Source organism: Candidatus Limnocylindrales bacterium, from assembly GCA_035559535.1.
Lineage (GTDB): Bacteria > Moduliflexota > Moduliflexia > Moduliflexales > JAUQPW01 > JAUQPW01.
In genome coordinates this window covers 111,432-130,868 of sequence record DATMBG010000043.1, presented here as the reverse complement: position 1 = coordinate 130,868, position 19,437 = coordinate 111,432, and the positions used below count along the sequence as shown (strand labels likewise).

General features: G+C 44.8%; 15 protein-coding genes. 5 read left to right on the top strand and 10 right to left on the bottom strand.

The genetic code is table 11. The annotated features are described in order from the left end of the window. Window positions 1-37: 37 nt before the first annotated feature. From VNM22_16200 to ligA, 6 genes are all read right to left on the bottom strand, one after another. Entirely contained in the window at window positions 38-583 is a 546-nt protein-coding gene (locus VNM22_16200) for a pilus assembly protein PilP (GenBank protein HWP48699.1), read from the bottom strand. Window positions 584-789: 206 nt separating this feature from the next. Beyond that, on the bottom strand, window positions 790-1,353 hold the full coding sequence (pilO, locus tag VNM22_16195) for a type 4a pilus biogenesis protein PilO (protein ID HWP48698.1): 564 nt from the start codon (window positions 1,351-1,353) through the stop codon (window positions 790-792). Between the two features lie 18 nt (window positions 1,354-1,371). After that, window positions 1,372-1,941 (bottom strand): PilN domain-containing protein, encoded by a 570-nt coding sequence (locus tag VNM22_16190; GenBank protein HWP48697.1) that lies wholly within the window; start codon window positions 1,939-1,941, stop codon window positions 1,372-1,374. Continuing rightward, complete coding sequence (gene pilM / locus VNM22_16185; protein HWP48696.1) at window positions 1,929-2,996, bottom strand: type IV pilus assembly protein PilM; 1,068 nt, start codon at window positions 2,994-2,996, stop codon at window positions 1,929-1,931. The genes VNM22_16190 and pilM overlap by 13 nt, the downstream gene beginning before the upstream one ends. Window positions 2,997-3,239: 243 nt before the next feature. Next, window positions 3,240-3,422 (bottom strand): hypothetical protein, encoded by a 183-nt coding sequence (locus tag VNM22_16180; protein ID HWP48695.1) that lies wholly within the window; start codon window positions 3,420-3,422, stop codon window positions 3,240-3,242. Window positions 3,423-3,779: 357 nt separating this feature from the next. Next, window positions 3,780-5,813 (bottom strand): NAD-dependent DNA ligase LigA, encoded by a 2,034-nt coding sequence (gene ligA / locus VNM22_16175; protein ID HWP48694.1) that lies wholly within the window; start codon window positions 5,811-5,813, stop codon window positions 3,780-3,782. Between the two features lie 156 nt (window positions 5,814-5,969). Here ligA and VNM22_16170 point away from each other — a divergent pair, with 156 nt between their 5' ends. After that, window positions 5,970-6,113, top strand: coding sequence for a hypothetical protein (locus VNM22_16170; protein HWP48693.1), 144 nt, complete (start codon window positions 5,970-5,972; stop codon window positions 6,111-6,113). Window positions 6,114-6,172: 59 nt separating this feature from the next. Then, complete coding sequence (mtnP, locus tag VNM22_16165; GenBank protein HWP48692.1) at window positions 6,173-7,039, top strand: S-methyl-5'-thioadenosine phosphorylase; 867 nt, start codon at window positions 6,173-6,175, stop codon at window positions 7,037-7,039. 28 nt (window positions 7,040-7,067) lie between these two features. Here mtnP and VNM22_16160 read toward each other — a convergent pair whose 3' ends face one another. From VNM22_16160 to VNM22_16145, 4 genes are all read right to left on the bottom strand, one after another. Next, the gene (locus tag VNM22_16160; protein HWP48691.1) at window positions 7,068-8,540 is read right to left on the bottom strand and encodes a hypothetical protein; all 1,473 of its coding nucleotides are present in this window, start codon (window positions 8,538-8,540) and stop codon (window positions 7,068-7,070) included. Window positions 8,541-8,629: 89 nt separating this feature from the next. Further along, window positions 8,630-9,397 (bottom strand): glycosyltransferase family 2 protein, encoded by a 768-nt coding sequence (locus VNM22_16155; protein ID HWP48690.1) that lies wholly within the window; start codon window positions 9,395-9,397, stop codon window positions 8,630-8,632. A 196-nt stretch (window positions 9,398-9,593) separates the two neighbouring features. Next, a complete protein-coding gene (locus tag VNM22_16150; GenBank protein HWP48689.1) occupies window positions 9,594-12,716 on the bottom strand; it encodes an efflux RND transporter permease subunit in 3,123 nt (1,040 codons plus the stop codon). A 34-nt stretch (window positions 12,717-12,750) separates the two neighbouring features. Further along, entirely contained in the window at window positions 12,751-13,977 is a 1,227-nt protein-coding gene (locus VNM22_16145) for an efflux RND transporter periplasmic adaptor subunit (protein HWP48688.1), read from the bottom strand. 199 nt (window positions 13,978-14,176) lie between these two features. On the opposite strand from VNM22_16145, the gene VNM22_16140 reads away from it, so the two are divergent. The 3 genes from VNM22_16140 to VNM22_16130 all read left to right on the top strand — a co-directional run bounded on the left by VNM22_16140 (window position 14,177) and on the right by VNM22_16130 (window position 19,434). After that, on the top strand, window positions 14,177-16,840 hold the full coding sequence (locus VNM22_16140) for a glycosyltransferase (protein ID HWP48687.1): 2,664 nt from the start codon (window positions 14,177-14,179) through the stop codon (window positions 16,838-16,840). Between the two features lie 292 nt (window positions 16,841-17,132). Next, complete coding sequence (locus VNM22_16135; GenBank protein HWP48686.1) at window positions 17,133-18,674, top strand: glycosyltransferase family 39 protein; 1,542 nt, start codon at window positions 17,133-17,135, stop codon at window positions 18,672-18,674. Further along, window positions 18,628-19,434 carry a class I SAM-dependent methyltransferase gene (locus VNM22_16130; GenBank protein HWP48685.1) on the top strand — a complete coding sequence of 269 codons (807 nt, stop codon included), beginning with the start codon at window positions 18,628-18,630 and terminating at the stop codon, window positions 19,432-19,434. The genes VNM22_16135 and VNM22_16130 overlap by 47 nt, the downstream gene beginning before the upstream one ends. The last annotated feature ends 3 nt before the right edge of the window (window positions 19,435-19,437 follow it).

The following is a 19,437-nucleotide window of genomic DNA, read 5'->3' as shown; positions in this document are numbered from 1 at the left end:
AAGATAGATGAGACACACCTTAGGGGATAATTGCTCATTATCGGGCTCCTTGTTCATTAGGTTTGTTCAGAGACAGGGTGGTTTCGACTTCTTTGGTATCACCCGTATCATAGCGAATAATCTCTTTGATTACAACCTCACCGTCTGTTATCTTTTGAACCACACCCTCTCTCTTACCTATACGGGTTCCGACCTTAAAGTTATAGGTTTTGCCATCGGGAGATTCCACCATAGCATAATCTCCACCACGTCCAGCAATTACACCCACCAACTTATATTCATGGGTATCATACCGCTCCAAAGGAGTAAGAACAGCCTGGGGACGGGAGACTGCCACGACCTCTTTGGGTTCAATTTTTGGACTGATTAAAGGTTTAAAAGGATTGCGGCGATTTTCAGCATTATACGTAAAGGCTACTTCCTGCTCTGCTGGCGTGGGTTTCACATCTTTATTTTCTTCCTGAGCCACCTCCTTCTTTTTCGGTGGATTAACAGGCTGTTCAGATTCCAACGGTTCTTCATTGCAACCCATTAAACCAACCATAGCCAGAAGTAATAAACCACAGACACGTTGCTTAATCATAACCAACTGCTCCCAGCTTATGAACAGGAACCGGCGATAAAAACAATCCTTTTTGGAATATCTCCAGGATTTGAAAATCCCGTAAATATCATTTTCCACCAGCCCTTGTTCAAAGCCTTCAATAAACTTTTCTGCCCAAAGTCACCCGGGGACTTTCAAGCACTTTTCTTACCGGGTCTTTGGAAGCCTATTCAGAAACTTAAATATCACTTAGAAGTATAGGTCATAGCCTGAGCAACAATAGATAAACTATCCTCACCGGTCGGGGTTTTAATGGGCGTCATATTAATAGTACCAATCGTTACAATCCGATCCAGTTTACTGACCGTATCTGTAAAGCGGGCAAACTCGTGATATCCACCGGTCATGGTAATATTAACAGGAAATTCACTGTAAAGCCCTTTATCGCTCAAGGCCCCGGGTTGAAAGGTGGAAATGTTTAATCCAGCCGTTATAACCGACTCGTTGATTTTCTCCAATAGAGAGGGAATTTCTCGCCCTTTCGGAAGTTTTTTAAGCGCCTCATTGAGTTCAGCCTCCACTTTCTCTTTTTCCTGTTTAAACTTATCGTAGTTCTTGACAATTTCTTCGGCCTCTGCCACCTTGGCACTTTTCTCTTTCCGCTCGTTCTGCAATCTTTTTATTTGTTGCATCGAAGGATCATAAATAAAGTACCAGAAAACGCCTCCTAAAATGGCCACAAAGGCTATCAGACCTATGTATTTGTAGTTATTGGGGATTTCTGCAAATTTATCCAAAGTTCCTGCCATAACTTGCCTCCTGAACCTCTATTTGGCTTTGGCCTCTTTGGTCTCACCCGGACTCTCGAGTTCGCAACTAATCTGGAAATTCCTTACCGTCCGATCAAACATTTTACTTTCGGTACTGATAATTAACTCTACATTTTTTATATAAGGAGACTCCTCTAGTTTACGTAAGTAATTAGAAATAGCCGGGTTAGAAAGGGCTACACCGGATATGCTGAGTTTGTCTCCGGCCTTATTAAAAGCCGTCAGCCATACTTCTTCTTTCTCAAGGGTTTTATAAATTTCATCTAAAAGTCGAACCGGAACCTTTTGATCCTTTTCCAGTTTAAGGATGGCTTCGCGTTTCCCTTCCAAATCTTTCTTATCCGCCTTAAATTTCTCGATCTCCGCGATTTTGGGCTTAAGTTCCTCGAGTCGGGCCTCCAATCTCCGAATATCCTTCTTTAGACTATCAATCTGATTACCGAGATAGATCCATCCTCCTACAAATGCTAAAACAGAAAGGATCCCAATGAAAATAAATAGAACAAGCTGCCCGAGAGCTCCGGTTCGTTTTTGATCTTCTTTAGGTAATAAATTTATTTTGACCATTTGTCACCCACCCTCCTTAATCCTAGGCCTACAACTACCGATGCCCTGGGAGCAATACTTTCCATGTACTCCATGTCAAACTTTTTCTGATTAACCTTTATATTCCGGAACGGATTAATCTTTTCTACCGGAATACCTAATTTTTCCTCAAAAAATTTATCGATATTCTCGATCAACGAACAACCCCCACCCAGGACGACTTTGTTAATATTGACATCGGGTGCCGAAGCCCTAAAGAAATCAAAAGACCGTTGAACTTCCACGACGATATCCTCCGAAACCGCATTGATAACCGAAAAGACACTGTCCGGGCTAATATTATCGGGTAACTGGTTTCTCTTCATTTTTTCGGCGGTTTCATAGTTCACATTAAATTCCTTCTGTAAGGCTTCGGTATACTGATTCCCACCTACCGAGATGTCCCGTACAAAGGTGGAAGCCCCATCCTGCATAATGTTGATTTTCATAGTACTGGCACCAATATCGATCAGGGCTACCGAGCCAGGCTCCACTTCATAGTTGAGTTCAAAGGCATTTTCAAAGGCAAAGGCATCTACATCAATGATGACCGGATTTAAACCGGCTTCCCGGACCAGGTTGATATGCTCATTGACTTTTTCCTTCTTGACGGCAACCAGGAGAACTTCCATTTCTCCGGGTTGAGCGGATTGCGAGCGTTCTAGAATTTGAAAGTCCACATTGACATCCCCAATGTCAAAGGGTATATATTGCTGGGCCTCTGTTTCGATGGATTTCTCCAGGTCTTGCGGGGTCATCTCCGGGACTACAATTTTTTTCACAATCACCGAATGTCCGGAAACGGAAATAGCTACATTTTTGCTGCTAATCCTGGCCTCTTTAAAAACTTGCCGGATGGACTCTTTAACAACCTCTGCATCCATAATCGCTCCATCCACAATCACTTCCGGTTGTAGAGGAACGACCCCAAAACTCTTAAGCTCAGCACCTTTTGAACTCAGATTCAACTCAGCGGCCTTAATGGAACTGGCTCCAATATCAAGGCCGGCGATTTTATTTTTAGAACCGAACAACATGGATAAACTCCCTGAGGGTGATGACAACAACCTCAAGTTTTCATTTTAGAAACCTAAAATTTAAACTTTTTGGTGTTACCCTCGACCTACCCACCAGAAAGGTTAGTCTGGCGAATTCTATGTAAGTTATTGATTATTAAAGGGTTATCATAACTGCCCTTTAACTTATTGCAATTAGAGCATATAGGGTTAGCCTTGTCAAGTTAAAAAAAACCAAAAATTAGGGAAAACCCTGACTACTTCTCAAAAGTGAAAGCTCATAGAATAATCTCCGGGAACCGGTATATCGCTAGAATCTTCCCAGGAATAGGATTTGGTTTCACCGGAGGAATTCAGCATATGCCGGGTTCCTTCAAAGGATCGAAAGACCGCCAGATCTGCTTTCCCATCCCCATCGTAAACCAGGTACCCCGTAAAGTCTGACACACTAACACCGGGTAGATGATCTTACCAGTATGCGGGATTGTGAATATGCCAGGTGTAACTCCTGCGGTAGGTAACATCATTTTCTCCCTCCCGCCTTCTGTTGAACAGCAGCCTGTTTCAGGATCTATTGGCCAGGACAGGGCAAAATCAGAACTACTTTTAACGGGGATCTCTGCCGACAACAGATCTCGGCTTGAAACCTTCTATGTTATTTGGGCTGGTTAACTATGATAGATGTGTAAACGGTAAGACGCTCTTCCTCAGGTATCGGTTAAGTAACAATCCCTTTGATTTTATTTTGTGCGTCTATAAAACAAACTGCTGAAACTGTCAAGAAAATTCTTGCAAATTTCCAGTCTAAATCTGAAGCATTTTTTCGAATTCTTCCTCGTTTAGAAGCTTAATATCCCATTGTTTTGCCTTATCCAGTTTAGAACCCGGGTTTTCTCCCACCACCAGAAAATCCGTTTTTTTACTCACCGTTGAAGTCACCCGGCCTCCCTGTTCTTCTATGAATCTTTTTGCTTCTTCCCGTGTAAATCTTTTCAACTCCCCGGTCAGAACAAAGGTTTTTCCTTCCAGGTTCTTCAATTTTTTGGTTTCAGCAGGTTCCAGGATCACGACGTTGGCCTGCTTGAGTTTTTTGAGGACCTGCCGGGTTTCTTCCTGTTGAAAGAATACCCAAATGCTTCGGGCTACTTGAGGCCCTACTTCATAGATTCCTTGTAATTCCTCCTCGGAAGCCTGATGGAGGGTTTCCAGATTTTTAAAATGATCGGCCAGAATTTTAGCCAGATGCTCTCCCACATGTCGGATTCCCAAAGCATAGATAAATCTGGCAAGGGAAGGACGTTTACTTTTTTCCAGGGCTTCCAAAATATTTCGAGCCGATTTTTTACCCATCCGATTCAAACTCAACAACTTTTCTTCGGTTAGAAAGTACAAATCCGCTACATCTGAGACAAGTCCTTCCCTTACCAGTTGATCCACCAGCTTTCGACCGATCCCCTGGATATCCAGGGCGCCTTTCGAGGTGAAATGCAAGATTCGTTCCTTTAATTGAGCCGGGCAGGAGATCCCGGTGCATCGCGCTACGGCCTCTCCCTCGCTTCGGAGAACATCGGCTCCACAAACCGGACATTTTGTGGGAAAAACAAACGGTCTTTCATTCCCGGTTCGAGCCGATTCAAGGACCCTCACCACGTCCGGAATCACATCTCCCGCACGCTGAACCACCACCGTATCCCCGATCAAAATCCCTTTTCGTTCGATTTCATCTTGATTATGTAAGCTGGCCCGACTGACCAGGACCCCGCCCAGTTGGACCGGTTTTAGTTTTGCAACAGGCGTCAAAGCCCCGGTCCGTCCCACCTGAACGAGAATATCTAAAATCTGGGTAACAGCTTCCCGAGGGGGAAACTTATAAGCCAGAGCCCAACGGGGACTTCGAGAAACTTCCCCGAGTTCTTCCCGGAGCCTCAGATCATTGACCTTGATTACGATTCCATCGATCTCATAAGCCAGGGTTTCTCGCTTCTCCTGCATGTGAAGATAATAATCGAAGCTCTCGGTCAGGTTTTTGCAAATCTTATTTTCAGGATTAACCCGAAGCCCCCATTTCTTGAATTGTTCCAACATCTCCCAGTGGGTTTTAAAGGTACACCCTTCGATGAGACCGGCTCCATAAAAAAAGATTTTCAAGGGACGTCTGGCCGTTATCTGAGGATCAAGTTGCCGAAGGGAACCTGCGGCGGCATTCCGTGGATTGGCAAAGACAGGCTCCCCGTCCGTCTCCCGCTGTTGGTTTAGTTTTTGAAAATCTTTGGTTTCTATATAAATTTCCCCTCGAACTTCTAATCGGGTCGGGATAGGACTTCCAGGGAAAGTTAAAAGACGTAACGGAATGGAAGGAAGGGTCTTCAAATTCTGGGTCACATTTTCCCCGATTTCTCCATCTCCCCGGGTCGAACCGGTGATAAGGATTCCGTGCTCATAAACCAATTCTACGGCAAGACCATCGATTTTAGGCTCCACAACATATTCCACAGGCTGCTCCCATCCCAGGATACGCCGGATGCGGTTGTCAAATTCACGAACTTCCTCCTCCCGAAAGGCATTGGCCAGACTCAGCATGGGAATGGTATGGCGAACCGTGTCAAACTTATCCAAAGGTGGAGCCCCAACCCGCTGAGTAGGAGAATCCGGTGAGATCAGGTGGGGGTATCTCCCCTCTAATTCCATCAATTCCTGCATCAACCCATCGTATTCCGCATCTGAAATCTCAGGGTCATCGAGAACATAATAGCGGTAATTATGATACCGAATTTTTTCCCGAAGTTGTTCAAGGTACTGCTCAATGGAAGGAGTCGGTTGATTTTTAGAATCATTCATGAAACTCCTGAATACCATAACCGTCGGTCAGAGTCAATAATTTTATAACCTGAATTAATTAAATCCTATCTGTGGAATTCGTTCACCTCTACCCTTGACAATCCATTTTAAATTAAATAGAGTCTCAAAAAAGTGGGAGTATGGGAGGGTGGGGGTATGGAGGTATGGGAGTATGGGAGTAGGGGGGTAGGGGAGTATGGAAGTATGGAAGTATGGAAGTATATACTCCTATACTCCCATACTTCCACACTCCCATACTCCCACACCCCCATACTTTCCTATCCCTTCGTGGATACATAAAATCAATAACTTACGAGAAAAGGCAAAGTATAGGTATATTTAGAAAAGGAGAAAAGAATATGGCTGAAGTCAAAATAGGTGTTATTGGAGGAAGTGGTTTATATGAAATGGAAGGACTTACCGATATCGAGTCGGTAGAGATAGATACTCCCTTTGGAAACCCCTCGGATGAATATGTTCTGGGAACTTTGGATGGGATTCGAATTGCTTTCCTTCCAAGACATGGACGGGGGCATCGAATTCTTCCCAGCGAACTGAATTTTCGGGCTAATATTTACGGTTTTAAAAAATTAGGGGTAGAGTGGTTACTTTCGGCCAGTGCCGTGGGAAGTATGCGGGAAGATATTAAACCCCTTGACATTGTCATTCCAGACCAGTTTTTTGATCGAACCAAAAGTCGGGTTAGTACTTTTTTTGGAGAGGGGTTCGTGGCACATATTGCCTTTGCAGACCCTGTATGTCCGGTTCTAAGCAAGATCTTATATGAGGCCGGGATAGAAGCCGGGGCCACCATGCATCAGGGAGGTACCTATCTCTGCATTGAAGGGCCACAGTTTTCTACCCGGGCAGAATCCAGAATATATCGGCAATGGGGAGTAGATGTTATCGGAATGACCAATATTCCAGAAGCCAAGCTGGCCAGGGAAGCAGAAATTTGCTACGCAACTATGGCTCTGGTAACCGATTATGATTGCTGGCATGAAACCGAGGAGGATGTAACCGCCGAAGCCATCATCGCCAATTTATTAAAAAATGTAGGAACTGCTAAAAAAATCATCAGAGGAGCGATCGCCAGGATACCTAAAGAGCGGACCTGCCCTTGTGCGACGGCTCTGAAAGACGCGCTGATTACATCACCCAAACTGGCTCCTTCCCAAACCCTTATGAACCTTGAGTTATTGATCGGTAAATACATCAATAAGTAATTTGCCAAAAATTTCAAGGAGGGTTAAGCTATGGCCAGGGTTTTAAGAAGCGAACGTAACGGTGTTGGTTTTGCCAGATCAAGGCCGCATCATAGGCCGTAGGGGCGTCCGTAGGTAATATGACGAAACCCCCCTGGATATGACCTACAACGGTATAGTTAGGAGTTTTGGTTTCGTCTAAGGGAGCTATCCCATACAGGGGTCCACCAACAGGCTCGAGGACATAGGACAGAAGTGCAGCCCAGTCAATAAGTCCGTAGGGATCCAGATGACGTGGATAGTAAAGCTTAGGAATTCCTTTGGAATCCAGAGCAAGTTCGAAGAGTGGATTCTCATTTTCCAGACGGACGGCGACGATCAAGCGATCACGGGGAAGGGAAGGTAGAAACGCCTGGGCTTCTGTGAGTAATCTGGTATGGAGGTCCGTATATCTCTGGGCATCTATCATATCTCCCTGTAACCCTGCTAAGTTTGCAATGAACTCAAGCAACACCACAGCCCCAACAAGGACTTTGGCTACCCGTTGCTGCCAACCTTTCAAAGATAGGAGGAGTTCTCGTACCCCGGCGCAAACCATCATCAAAAATCCCATGAGCGGGATAGACGTATAGCGGGTGGTCATGAATCCTACGGGGAGGATAGGAAGAAAAGGCAACAGAAAAAAAGCAAATCCAATTCCCATCAAGGGCTGAGATCGTCGCCAACCGAACCAGGCCAGGGAACCCATCATCAGCAAGGAAAGTACTTCCCTACTTCCAAAGGGGAATTCCAAGGGATGGAGAAAGGTCAGGTTAGAGAAGACGGCCCAGGCATGGGGTACTTTAGCGGCCGCTTTCAAACCCCCCGCGTAATAAATACTCCTGTCTATGGGAGGATGGAGAAAATAAATAAAGAGATACATCAACGGTGCTATTCCCGCCCACAGCGTATGAAGGAGCGCCCTGCGCAGGTGGATCTGGCTCAAACAAAGATCGAAGCAGAGGACAAAAGCGGGAAGTACCACCCAGGTTTCAACCGTAAAGAGGGTAAGGCCGGCAAGGACTATAACACCTGCCAGGCGGCCTCGATTCCAGGATTCCCTGGGTCCAGGCCAGATCAGTGCCAAAGCAAGCCAGCAGAGAGGTAGAATGAGATCATAACGGGTATTGACAATCTGCGCCGGTTCCAGAGAGTAAGGGGAGCAAAGCCAGAGAATAACAACTATCCAACGGACCTGGACAGAAAGGGAAAAACGGCCCAGGAGAAACCAGAAAAGTACCCCGCAGAGAAGGTGAAGGAAAAGATTGGTGGCATGATAGCCCAGGGGTTTTGTACCGAACAGGAGATGATTAAGGGAAAGCGTCCAGGTATTGACAGGACGGTAACCCCCTCCCGGAGCTAATAACAGAGAAGGCTTGTCCAGTGCCATACGAGCCTGTTGCCACCACTGAAAATCGTCACCTGTAAAGCCCAGATATAGGGACGGAGCATGGACATAGATCGTAATCAGTAGGACGGACATCAATCCGAGCCAGCTCCGGCTCCGATCCTTAGTTGATGCAATCAAACCAGGGAAAGATAAGATGAATTTCTTTACTTTCCACACCACAGTCAGGATCCTATCCATCGACCGGTCCGCTTCTTGATAATACCTTTAATCAAGATCCGGGCATATCCAAACCCCTGTTTAGAAAAGAGAAATTTGGATTCTCCTGCAATTCTACGGCCTTGACGCCCTTTAATCTCACAAATTCTTCCCCCAGATAGCCAGGTTTTCAAGGTGATTTCCGGGGAAATTTCAAACCCGCCGGATTCCAGATTAAGCTGCCGGATATATTCAATATCAAAACCCCGAAAGGCATATGTAATATCTTTAATGGTTATACCAATCAGGGAACGGCAAAAAAATCGATACCACCATTGATAAAATTTGTAGGAGAAAGGAATATTGGCAGAATCCTCAGGGTCCAAATATCTGGAAAGCAAAGCCAGGTGATAACCTTCACCGAGGATTTTTTTCCTGAAATCTGCAATGGCCATAAGCGGATCCACACAATCTCCCATCACCACAACTCCCATTCGTCCTCGGGCATGTTGGATACCAAATCGTATGGCATGGCCTATCCCTCGAGGTAGTCCTTTATGCAGGGCTTTAACTCTGGGATGTTCATTTTGTAAGATAAAAGCTTCTCGAAAGGTATAATCATCGCTACAATCGTCTACAATAAGAATTTCCGCAGACAAATCGTAGTGCTGAATAACCGATTCCAATTTTTGTACCAGTATGGGAATATTTTGCTCTTCATTTAAGCAAGGAACAATAATACTAATTTCGGGAGATTCTGGCAGTTTATGTGAGTTATTCAAATGTTTAGACATACTTTCCTTTATTTATTCTTTCTATTTATTCTTTCAGGTTACTTTCGTGCTATAAAATTCTTTCATTAACCCTGTCCTTCCGGGACCGTCTTTTTAACAAGTTAGGGGTTTCCCCTGTTTGGGATGATCCATCGTATACCTTGGGGGAAACAGGATCAAGATATTTTTACAGAAAGGACCTCTGAAGGTTAAGGGGCTAGTAAACGGGTTGGATAGATCGGGAAGCCTGTTCTTTTTGAAGGGGCCTGGAAGTTCGCTCTCCGAATTTGAAATAAAGGGCCGGAATAACGATCATATTGAGTAAAGTAGAGGTGACGAGTCCACCTAAAATAATAACTGCCATAGGTTGTTCCAACTCCCGACCGGGTTCCCCTACGCTGATAGCAATGGGAAGAAGACCTAATCCGGTGACTAAAGCGGTCATCAAAATAGGAGAGAGGCGCTCCATGGCTCCCCGTATGATCAATTCTTTTCCGAAAGACATCCCTTCCTCGGTCAGGAGATGGTGGTAATGGGAGATGAGCATAATACCATTTCGGGTGGTAATTCCAAACAGAGTCACAAATCCGATCATAGATCCGACGGAAAGGACGCCACCTGAGAGGAAGGCCGCCACAATACCTCCGATAAGAGCCAAAGGAAGGTTGGTCATAATGAGGAGGGATAGTCCCAGAGAGCGGAAGGACATATAGAGAAGAAGCAGAATACCAATGGCGGAGACGATCCCCAGCAACAAAATTTCTCGCTTGGCCTGCTCCTGACTTTCGAATTGCCCGCTATACTCCACATAATAGCCTGTTGGGAACCGAACTTTTTCACGGACCTTTTGTTTAACTTCATTGACAAATCCCACCACATCTCGCCCGGTCACGTTGCACTGAACCAACATTCTTCGAGAGACATTTTCCCGATTAATGGTATTGGGACCATTCTCCACGGAGATTTCTGCAACCTTACGAAGGGGAATTTTGGAACCCGAAGGGGTATCAATCCAGGTATTTTGAATCTCATCCAGACTAAATCCGCTGGTATCTTCGTATCGGACCACGAGATCATAGACCCTTTGTCCTTCGTAGACTTGCGAAACGTGGACGCCCCGGAAAATGGCGGTTACAATATCGGCCAGATCTCCAACACTTAAGCCATAACGGGCGGCCATATCTCGATTAAATTTAATTTTGATCTCGGGTACATCGACCTGTTGTTCCGCCTGTAAATCTGCAACCCCTGGAATTCCTGCCAATACCCCTTGAATTTCAGCTACCTTCTCCCTCAGAACGGAAAGATCCGGACCGAAGACCTTTACAACCACCTGAGCTGTCGTACCGGAGATGACTTCATCAATGCGCTCTGATAGGAATTGCATAATATTAAAGTAAAAGCCCGGAATACGACTCAACCTTTCCCGGATATCTTTCAACACCTCCTCCATATCCAGTTCTGTGTCTTTCAAGGCCACGACCAGCTCACTATAATCCGGGCCCCAGGTATCATCGGACAGTTCAGCCCGACCGGCCTGTTGGCCCACCGAAGCTACGGCGGGATTTTTCAGTAACTCCCGGGCCACTATTTTTCCCATTCGTACCGATTCCTCTAAAGAAGTTCCCGGAAGACCTGCCATATGGACAATAAAATTACCTTCATTGAACTCCGGAAGAAATTCCCCTCCCAGGAAAGGAAAAAGGGACAGAGCTCCCATGAACAGGAGAAGGGAGGCGAGGATTACCCGGACCGGATGTCGGAGTACTCCACTAATAAGGGGTCGGTAGAATTGTTTAAGACCTCTTACCAGAAAGCTTTCTTCAACCTTTTGGGCTGCCCCGGGTAGCAACAGAAGGCATAGAGCCGGAGTTACCAGAATAGCTACCAGCAGAGAAGCCAGGATGGAAAGGATATAGGCGTAACCCAGGGGAGCAAAGATCTTTCCCTGGATGCCGCTTAAGAAAAAGATGGGAAGAAAAACCAGAACTACGATGAAGGTGGCATATACCACGGAGTTACGAACTTCCAAAGAAGCTCTTAGAACCACTTCCAGGCTCGGCCTGGGGTATTCAGCCCGTCGATTTTCCCGCAATCGCCTGAAGATATTTTCCACATCGATGATGGCGTCATCGACGACCTCCCCAATAGCAATGGCAAGCCCACCCAGGGTCATGGTATTCAATGTGGCTCCGAAGAGTCGAAGGATAATAATTGCAACGAGAAGAGAGAGGGGAATTGCAATCAAACTGATCAAAGCCGAGCGGGTATTAAAAAGGAAAAGGAAAAGAACCACAGCGACCAGAACCCCTCCTTGCCAGAGGGCCTGGGTCATATTGCGGATGGAGGTTTCGATGAAACTGGCCTGCCGGAATAAGGCCGGATAGAGGACAACTTCCTGGGGGATGGCTTCTTTCAGTTCAGCAAGTGCTTTCTCCAGGCTTTCCGTGACCGACAGGGTATTAAACCAGGGTTGTTTGGAGATCATCAAGATGACCCCATCTTCCCCGTTGATGGTGGCTTCTCCAACCTTAATTCCAGGTCCAAACTGGACCTTAGCGACCTGTTGAAGGGTAATAGGAACGCCGTCCCGACTTATGATGAGGGTATTTTTTAAATCTTCCAGGGAGTTAATTCGTCCATCTCCCCGAATAACCAGTTGTTGATTAGGAGAGAAGGCGAATCCGGCCCCGGCCATGGAATTAGAGCGTCTGGCAGCTTCAATGACTTGTTGAAGGGTCACGCCATAGGTTCTGAGTTTCTTGGGCGATACTAAAACCTGATATTGTTTAACGCCACCTCCATACACAACGACTTTAGCAATTCCCGGAACTGCTAACAATCGAGGCTTGATGATCCAGTCGGCTATGGTCCGCAATTCCATGGGAGGGAGGCTTTTGGAAGTCAAACCGATCATCAGGATGGTACTACTCGAAGAGGTTATGGGGGCCATCTCCGGGGAGCCGACCCCTTGGGGCAATCGGGAAGCGGCCAGGCTCAATTTCTCTGCAATGAGCTGGCGGGCGGTAATAACATTGGTCTGATCCGTAAAAACAACGGTAATGACCGAGAGTCCCACCGCCGAAGAGGATCGTACACTGACTACGTTACTCGTCCCGTTGATTTCCTGTTCCAGGGGAATCGTCACCAGGGCCTCCACTTCATCCGGGGAAAGCCCGGGAGCTTCGGTTTGAATGACCACCTGAGGCGGAGCAAATTCTGGAAAAACATCTAAAGGGGCTGTTTTGGCCGCGAACAATCCATAACCAAATAAGATACCTGCCAAAACCAGGACAACCACCCGATTATGAAGGGACCAAAGGATGATATGGTTGAGCATAGGTAAAAAGGATTATTCGGGTAAAGTTCTTCACTTAATCGGCCACCGATATTCGATATTTCAAGCTCTCTGCTAGCAGCTCCTGAGCTCCTACCGCCACGACCTCCTCTCCAGGTTTCAATCCCTCTGAAAGAGCCATCTGATTTCCTTCCCTGGAAAAGAAGGTTACATTTCGGCGAACAAATTTCTCCTCACCGATTTTAACAAACACCAACTTCTTGCCTCCTTCCTCTAAAACCGCCGAGGCCGGTACCAAAACAGCCTGAATCTTTTCACCCATGGGAATCAGGACATCTGCCTGCATACCCAGTTTTAATTTTCGGTCCGGGTTTTTGACTTCAAAAATAAGTTGAACGGTTCGGGTTTCCGGATGAATGCTGTCTCCGACATGGATCAATTCTCCTTCAAAAACCTCATCGGGAAAAGGTGTAAAGCTCATTCGAGCCTTCTTGAGACCCTGGATGTAGGGAAGATATTCCTCAAAGAGTTGGGCTTCAACCCAGACCACAGATAAATTGACAATGGTAAAAAGTTTTTGAGATGTATCGACCTGTTGACCTGGGGTTACATCGACAAACGTAAGGGTACCTGCAATGGGGGCTTTGATGGGAAACTGGCGGATGCGGCTGTTATTACCGTGATTGGCAGAAGTATAAATCTTTCTCTGCTGGAGAGCATTTTTATATTTTATCTCGGCAAGTTTATAAGCCAACTCAGCTTCCTGAACCCGTTTGAGCGGAGCGACATGCTCTTCATATAAGTTTTTCGCCCGGGCGAGTTCGGCCCGATAAATTTCCATCTCCTCTTTAGCCTGGGCTATATCTGCTTCGACTTTGCGGGTGTCCACGTCCATCTGGATTTTTTCAGGAGCATTGAGAATTTGCTCCACCTGAGCCAAAAGCTGGCCTTCTTCTACCTGGGAACCTACCGGGGGAATAAACTGGGCACTCTCTGGAATAATCCGACCTGCTACCGGAGAAGAAACTTCTGCTTCAGCCTGGACTTTTGGAATGACCTTACCAAAGCTTTTAACCGTTTTTTCTACCTCTTTCTCGACTGCCGTTTCGACCTTGAGATCAATCAACTCCTGTTTTTCTTTTTCAAGTATCAGGAATGTCTCCTGAGTGTCCGGAAGGACTTCGGTCTTGACCTGTGACTTTAGCCCTTCTTCCCGTTCTTCTCCCCTTTCCGATTTAAGCCTCTCACAGCCGGGAAGTAATAACAAAAGTAGCCAAATATACAAAAAGTAAAAATTTTTCATGTAAATCTTTATAACCCCCTCCATGGAAAATTATCACCTATCTAAGGTTAATTGTCAATTATCAATTCTAGAATCTCTTACATCTTCCACTTGCAAGAATTTTTGTATTGAATTATCGTTTATAGTTGTAACTGGGTCTCACGCAGTTTTATTCTATAATTCCCACGAAGTATACTAGAAGAATATAGGAGTTTTCTTTATGATTGTTATTGCTGTTGTCTTGGCGTTTGTCTATATTTTTTCGCTATTTTTACTTTTTCTTTACGGCATTAATAGCTATATTCTCATCTGGTTGTATATTCGGAATAAAAAAGGACAACACGAGAGAGATCAGGAAATTATAGAAAGGTTCTGGCGAAGCAAAAAGACCCAAGACCTTCCGGTTGTTACCATTCAACTTCCCATTTATAATGAAAAGTATGTCATTCGACGACTCATTGAAGCGGTTACCCGCATAGAATATCCCAAGGAGCTATTAGAAATCCAGGTCTTAGACGATTCCACAGACGATACGGTTCATATTGCTCGGGAGATCGTTGAAAAATATCGGCGAGAAGGTTTTGATATCTCGTATATCCATCGTACCAATCGATCTGGCTATAAAGCCGGAGCATTAAAAAACGGTCTTGAAAAGGCCCGTGGAGAATTTGTGGCTATTTTTGATGCGGATTTTGTTCCCGGCAAGGAGTTTTTGAGAGATACCATTCCATTTTTTGAAGATCCACGGATAGCCATGGTTCAAACCCGTTGGGGGCATATCAATTGGGATTATTCGTTGCTTACGTTAGGACAATCCATTGGTATTGATGGACATTTTGCCGTAGAACAGGCAGGCCGTGTCTGGTCTGGACTTTTCATGAATTTCAATGGCACGGCGGGAATATGGAGAAAACTGGCCATCTACGATGCAGGTGGCTGGCAGGCCGATACCCTGACAGAAGACCTGGATCTCAGTTATCGAGCCCTCCTGAGAGGATGGAAGATGAAATTTCTTCAAAGGACGGTCTCCCCTGCGGAACTTCCGGTTCAGATTAATGCTTTTAAATCTCAACAACATCGATGGGCTAAAGGTTCTATCCAAACAGCCAAAAAGAACATTCCTCGAATTTTAAAAGCCCAGGTCCCCTGGTTTACGAAATATCAGGCTGTTTTACACCTGACCCATTACCTGGTCCATCCTCTCATGCTGACCGTTGCCTTACTCTCCATTCCCCTTTTAAAAATCAGCACTCTTTTTCAGAACTTTTCGACGGTCTTTGTGATTGCGGCCTTTTTTGCCCTGGCTACCTTTGGTCCCTCTTCCCTGTATGTATTTTCCCAACGAGAACTTTATAAAAACTGGTATCGAAGAATTTGTTATCTGCCGGTTTTGATGTGCCTGGGAACCGGTATAGCCATCAGCAACACCAAGGCGGTCTTAGAAGCCTTGTTTAATATCGAAAGTAGTTTTCGAAGAACTCCCAAGTTTAAGGTAGAATCCAAAGCCGATGATTGGAGAAATAAAAGTTACCTTCCCCCGGTGGATTTTCTGATGATTCTGGAATTCTTCATGGGAATTTACTGCCTGATAGGGCTTTATCTTTTCCTTTCTAATCGAGGTTATTTTATCGGACCTTTCCTGGCCATTTACACGGGAGGTTTCCTATATGTTTCGCTGCTTACCTTCGTTCATTCTTTTTCCGGACAAAATGGGGTACTTTATAATCTTTGGAAGACCCTTACCCAACACAAGGGAATCTGGTTGGTCCTCTTGATAGGTTTTATTCTGCGTTTCCTCAAGGTCTTTCAAGGGGATTTTTCAAATCCGCAGGAATATGGTTTCATCCCTGCCAGTTGGATGGGAGTCCCTCAACATCTGGATCCGGATAAGTTATGGTTACCTCTCTACACCATCTTCAGCATATTTATCGACTGCCTGATCAGCTCCTGGAGCTTGCTGACCTTGAAATTGAGCAATATCTTCCTTTCTTTGATTATTATCTTTCTGGTTTATATCAATTCAAAGAACTGGAAATCCGGCCTGATTGCTTCCTTAATTCTCTCCCTAACTCCCATGGACATTCTGGCCTCCTCCATGTCTATCCGGGAGCCTTTGATGACCTTTTTCCTCCTGGTTGCCCTCACCCTTTTTCTAAAAAACGAACAGGTTTTCCTCCCCTCTATTTTCCTGGGTTTGGCTTCCCTGACAGGATATGAAGCCTGGATTTTTAGCCTCTTTTTTCTCGGATATTTTTCCCTGGCAACTCTTAAAAATCGACTCCTGGCATCCTACAAAAAGTTAAGATATCAGAATCTTACTGAAAAGGAACTCTTTACGCTTCAAAGAATTCTTTGGCTATCTCTACCTTCACTGCTCATTATGATAATAGGGTTGTGGGGCAATCGCTCCAGGTTTCTGGAAGCAGGGGGTATGGCGCCGGGTGTATGGAGTCCTTTTCTGGTTCCTGATTTCTGGTTCTCGGTCATAAGCTGGCGCTATTGGAATCCGTCGAGGTGGTTCCAGGCTTTTTCTTTCATGAAGCTTATACTCATCTCGGCTCTTCCCCTCTTTGTGGGATGGATTTTAACCTATAAAAACAGTCGAAACAATCCCATATGGAATTTCACTTTAGTTTATTTTTTGCTTTTCGTTCTCTGCATTGGACTGGGGCTTTTTTCTGAAAATTATCGCTATATTTATTTAATTCTACCCCTTATTGCCATGTATGCAGGGGAATATTGGTCGCGGCATCACAAACTCGTTATCTTGATAGTCCTGATCACCATGCTGGGAAGTTGTTGGTACTACTTCCATATACTGGAAAGGTTTGCAGACCTTAACTTCTACTTCTACAGAACCGTTAATTATTCGCTGGGTTTATAACGGGAGGGATTCGATAGAATTGTTCTTAAAAAGAAGATCATAGCGCGAGAATTATTCTCTCAAGACAACGAGTTCCCCAAACCAGATTTAAACGCTAATACTTATGAACCGCCACTTAAGATTATCCATTCTTTGCCCGATACTGCTCCTTGTATTAATCGGCTTCCATCTCCTTATCAACTATATCTGGCTCATCAGGGATACCGCGCCTCCTACCTGGGATCCAGCCGATTATCTTTACAAAAGCGAACTGCTTTACCGTTCCTTGAAAGAGGGGGGCCTCTCGCTCTTCATGAAAAATTTTATCTATGAAGGCTATCGAACCCTCTCTTTATTTTTGACATTCCCTTTTTACTTCCTCTTTGGAGAATCAGAAATGTCGGCCATGATGGTTCATATGACCAGCCTGGCGGTCCTTTGTCTTTCCCTATATGGAATCGGTAAAGTTCTCAAAGATGAAAAAACAGGCCTGCTGGCTGCTTACATCACAACGACCATGCCGCTCATATTCGGCTTATCTCGCATGTTTTTCCCGGAATTCCCCCTGGTAGCCATTGTAGCGCTGAACGTCTACCTGTTACTTAAATCCGATTATTTTAAAAAAACCAGGTACAACATCTACCTGGGTCTTTCCATGGGGCTTGGGATGTTAATCAAGATCACATTCCCCCTTTTTATGATCGGCCCCTTCCTTTTCATCCTTTTTAAACGAATTTCCGAAGAAATTTTCCTTCATAAGCAAACTCATCCCATAACCCCCTCCCGATTCATTCAAGATGTAGGCATCATGATCTTACTGACTCTGGTGATCTCCTCGATTTGGTATTTTCCGAACACAGCCTATGCCATCTGGATATTCCTATGGGGAGGATATGGACACTTAACGGAAGTTCATGGGTTTGATCAAAATGTTTTTTCCCCCAAAACGATTTTAGACTACCAACATCTTGTAATCTATCGAGGAATCTCCAATTACTACTTTACACTCTTCACGGTTGCACTTCTTTATTATGTCTTCCTCAGAAGGATCCTTCACAAAAATCTTACACTGAGTCAGACCCCTTATTTGCCGGTAATTGTACTCTGGTTTTTACTTCCCCTTTTCGCTTTTACCTTTGCCACAAATAAAGATCTGCGATTCTTCGCTCCTTCTTTACCGGCTTTCGGAATTTTTTTAAGTTTACTTCTGACATCTTTTTTTCAAAAGGATTTGTATCCTGTCTATGGGATTCTTTTAGGAATCCCTCTCTTTAGTTTCTACTCCCTTTCCTTTCTCCCTTCTGAGATGTTCAACCATAAACTTTATTACGTTTTGTTTGGAACCAAATTTGTAGCCATGGGACGAGGTTATTATAACCTTCCTCCAGTTCAGGAGGACTGGAAGACAGAACAGATCCTTAACACCTTACGAACTTCTATTGGAAACTCCAACGGTGCATCCCCTCAGATCGCAATTATTTCTAATCAAAAATATTTTAACTGGGACATTTTTAAGTACTTTTCCTATCACCAAAAATTAGGTTTAGGCATCAGGCACTGTGATCACTACTCTATCACATTTTCCCTTGAAGAATGCCTTTGGGTTGTGAACATGTCCGATTATGTTTTGTTTAAAACCGGAGATCAGGGACCGGCCTACTCGGTTCCTTATAATGCTTCCATTATAAAGATGCTTGAAGAAAATAAATTACCTTTTAAAGAAGTCGCCTGCGATATTAGCCTTCCAGATCAATCCAGGGTACGCCTTTTCAAAAAAGTGCCTAAAAGCCAAGCCGAGGCCATGAAAAATGACTCTCCAAAACAGGAAACTCCAACATCTACAAGCGTACTATGATTTGGTCTGGTCCTCTCCCAATACAGAGATCCTAACCAGACTTCGGTTCCAGACTTCCTGTAGGGAATTTGCCTTTGAGTGTTTGGGTGACCTGAAAGGTAAAAGACTTCTAGAAATAGGCCCAGGACAGGGACAGGAAACCCTCTTTTTTGCTAAAGAGGGTGCACAGGTTTATGCTGTGGATATATCCTGTAAAAGCCTCCGACTAATTAAAAACATATCTGTTGCCCATGAGATGGAGGATCTTACCCTACCTGAGGGGCCACGAATCACCCAGAGTGAACAACGGACAGTAAACCATAGACACATCACGCTCATTCAGGCCAATGCAGAACAACTGCCGTTTAAGGAAGAGACCTTCGATCGGATTTTTGCACAGACCATGCTGATGCATACGGACTTTCTCCAGGTTGCCAGAGAAAGCGCCCGAATCTTACGTCCTGGAGGAATAGCCGTTTTCATGGAACCTCTCCGACTCAACCCTCTTCTTTACTTCTATCGAAAGTTCCGATCAACATTTAAATTGACGTCTCCTCACTATATAAACCTGAAAGACGTCGAGCAGATGGGAAGTTTTTTTAAAACCTCCTTTCATCGAGAATTTTATTTAACTGCTTTGTTGGGTATTTGCTTAAACAGAGAGAGAAAGGTTTATCAGAAAATAAAACAAAATTTAGAATACATAGACTCCTGGTTAATCCAATGGGTTCCCTTTCTCCGTTCCTTTTGTTGGATGACCGTGATGAGGTTTGAAAAATAATCA

Coding starts and splice junctions, on each gene's coding strand:
- VNM22_16200 (HWP48699.1), bottom strand. CDS start 583: ATGATTAAGCAACGTGTCTGTGGTTTATTACTTCTGGCTATGGTTGGT.
- pilO (HWP48698.1), bottom strand. CDS start 1,353: ATGGCAGGAACTTTGGATAAATTTGCAGAAATCCCCAATAACTACAAA.
- VNM22_16135 (HWP48686.1), top strand. CDS start 17,133: ATGAAAAATTTTATCTATGAAGGCTATCGAACCCTCTCTTTATTTTTG.
- VNM22_16155 (HWP48690.1), bottom strand. CDS start 9,397: ATGTCTAAACATTTGAATAACTCACATAAACTGCCAGAATCTCCCGAA.
- VNM22_16160 (HWP48691.1), bottom strand. CDS start 8,540: ATGTCCGTCCTACTGATTACGATCTATGTCCATGCTCCGTCCCTATAT.
- VNM22_16190 (HWP48697.1), bottom strand. CDS start 1,941: ATGGTCAAAATAAATTTATTACCTAAAGAAGATCAAAAACGAACCGGA.
- VNM22_16145 (HWP48688.1), bottom strand. CDS start 13,977: ATGAAAAATTTTTACTTTTTGTATATTTGGCTACTTTTGTTATTACTT.
- pilM (HWP48696.1), bottom strand. CDS start 2,996: ATGTTGTTCGGTTCTAAAAATAAAATCGCCGGCCTTGATATTGGAGCC.
- VNM22_16130 (HWP48685.1), top strand. CDS start 18,628: ATGACTCTCCAAAACAGGAAACTCCAACATCTACAAGCGTACTATGAT.
- VNM22_16150 (HWP48689.1), bottom strand. CDS start 12,716: ATGCTCAACCATATCATCCTTTGGTCCCTTCATAATCGGGTGGTTGTC.
- ligA (HWP48694.1), bottom strand. CDS start 5,813: ATGAATGATTCTAAAAATCAACCGACTCCTTCCATTGAGCAGTACCTT.
- mtnP (HWP48692.1), top strand. CDS start 6,173: ATGGCTGAAGTCAAAATAGGTGTTATTGGAGGAAGTGGTTTATATGAA.
- VNM22_16140 (HWP48687.1), top strand. CDS start 14,177: ATGATTGTTATTGCTGTTGTCTTGGCGTTTGTCTATATTTTTTCGCTA.
- VNM22_16170 (HWP48693.1), top strand. CDS start 5,970: ATGGAGGTATGGGAGTATGGGAGTAGGGGGGTAGGGGAGTATGGAAGT.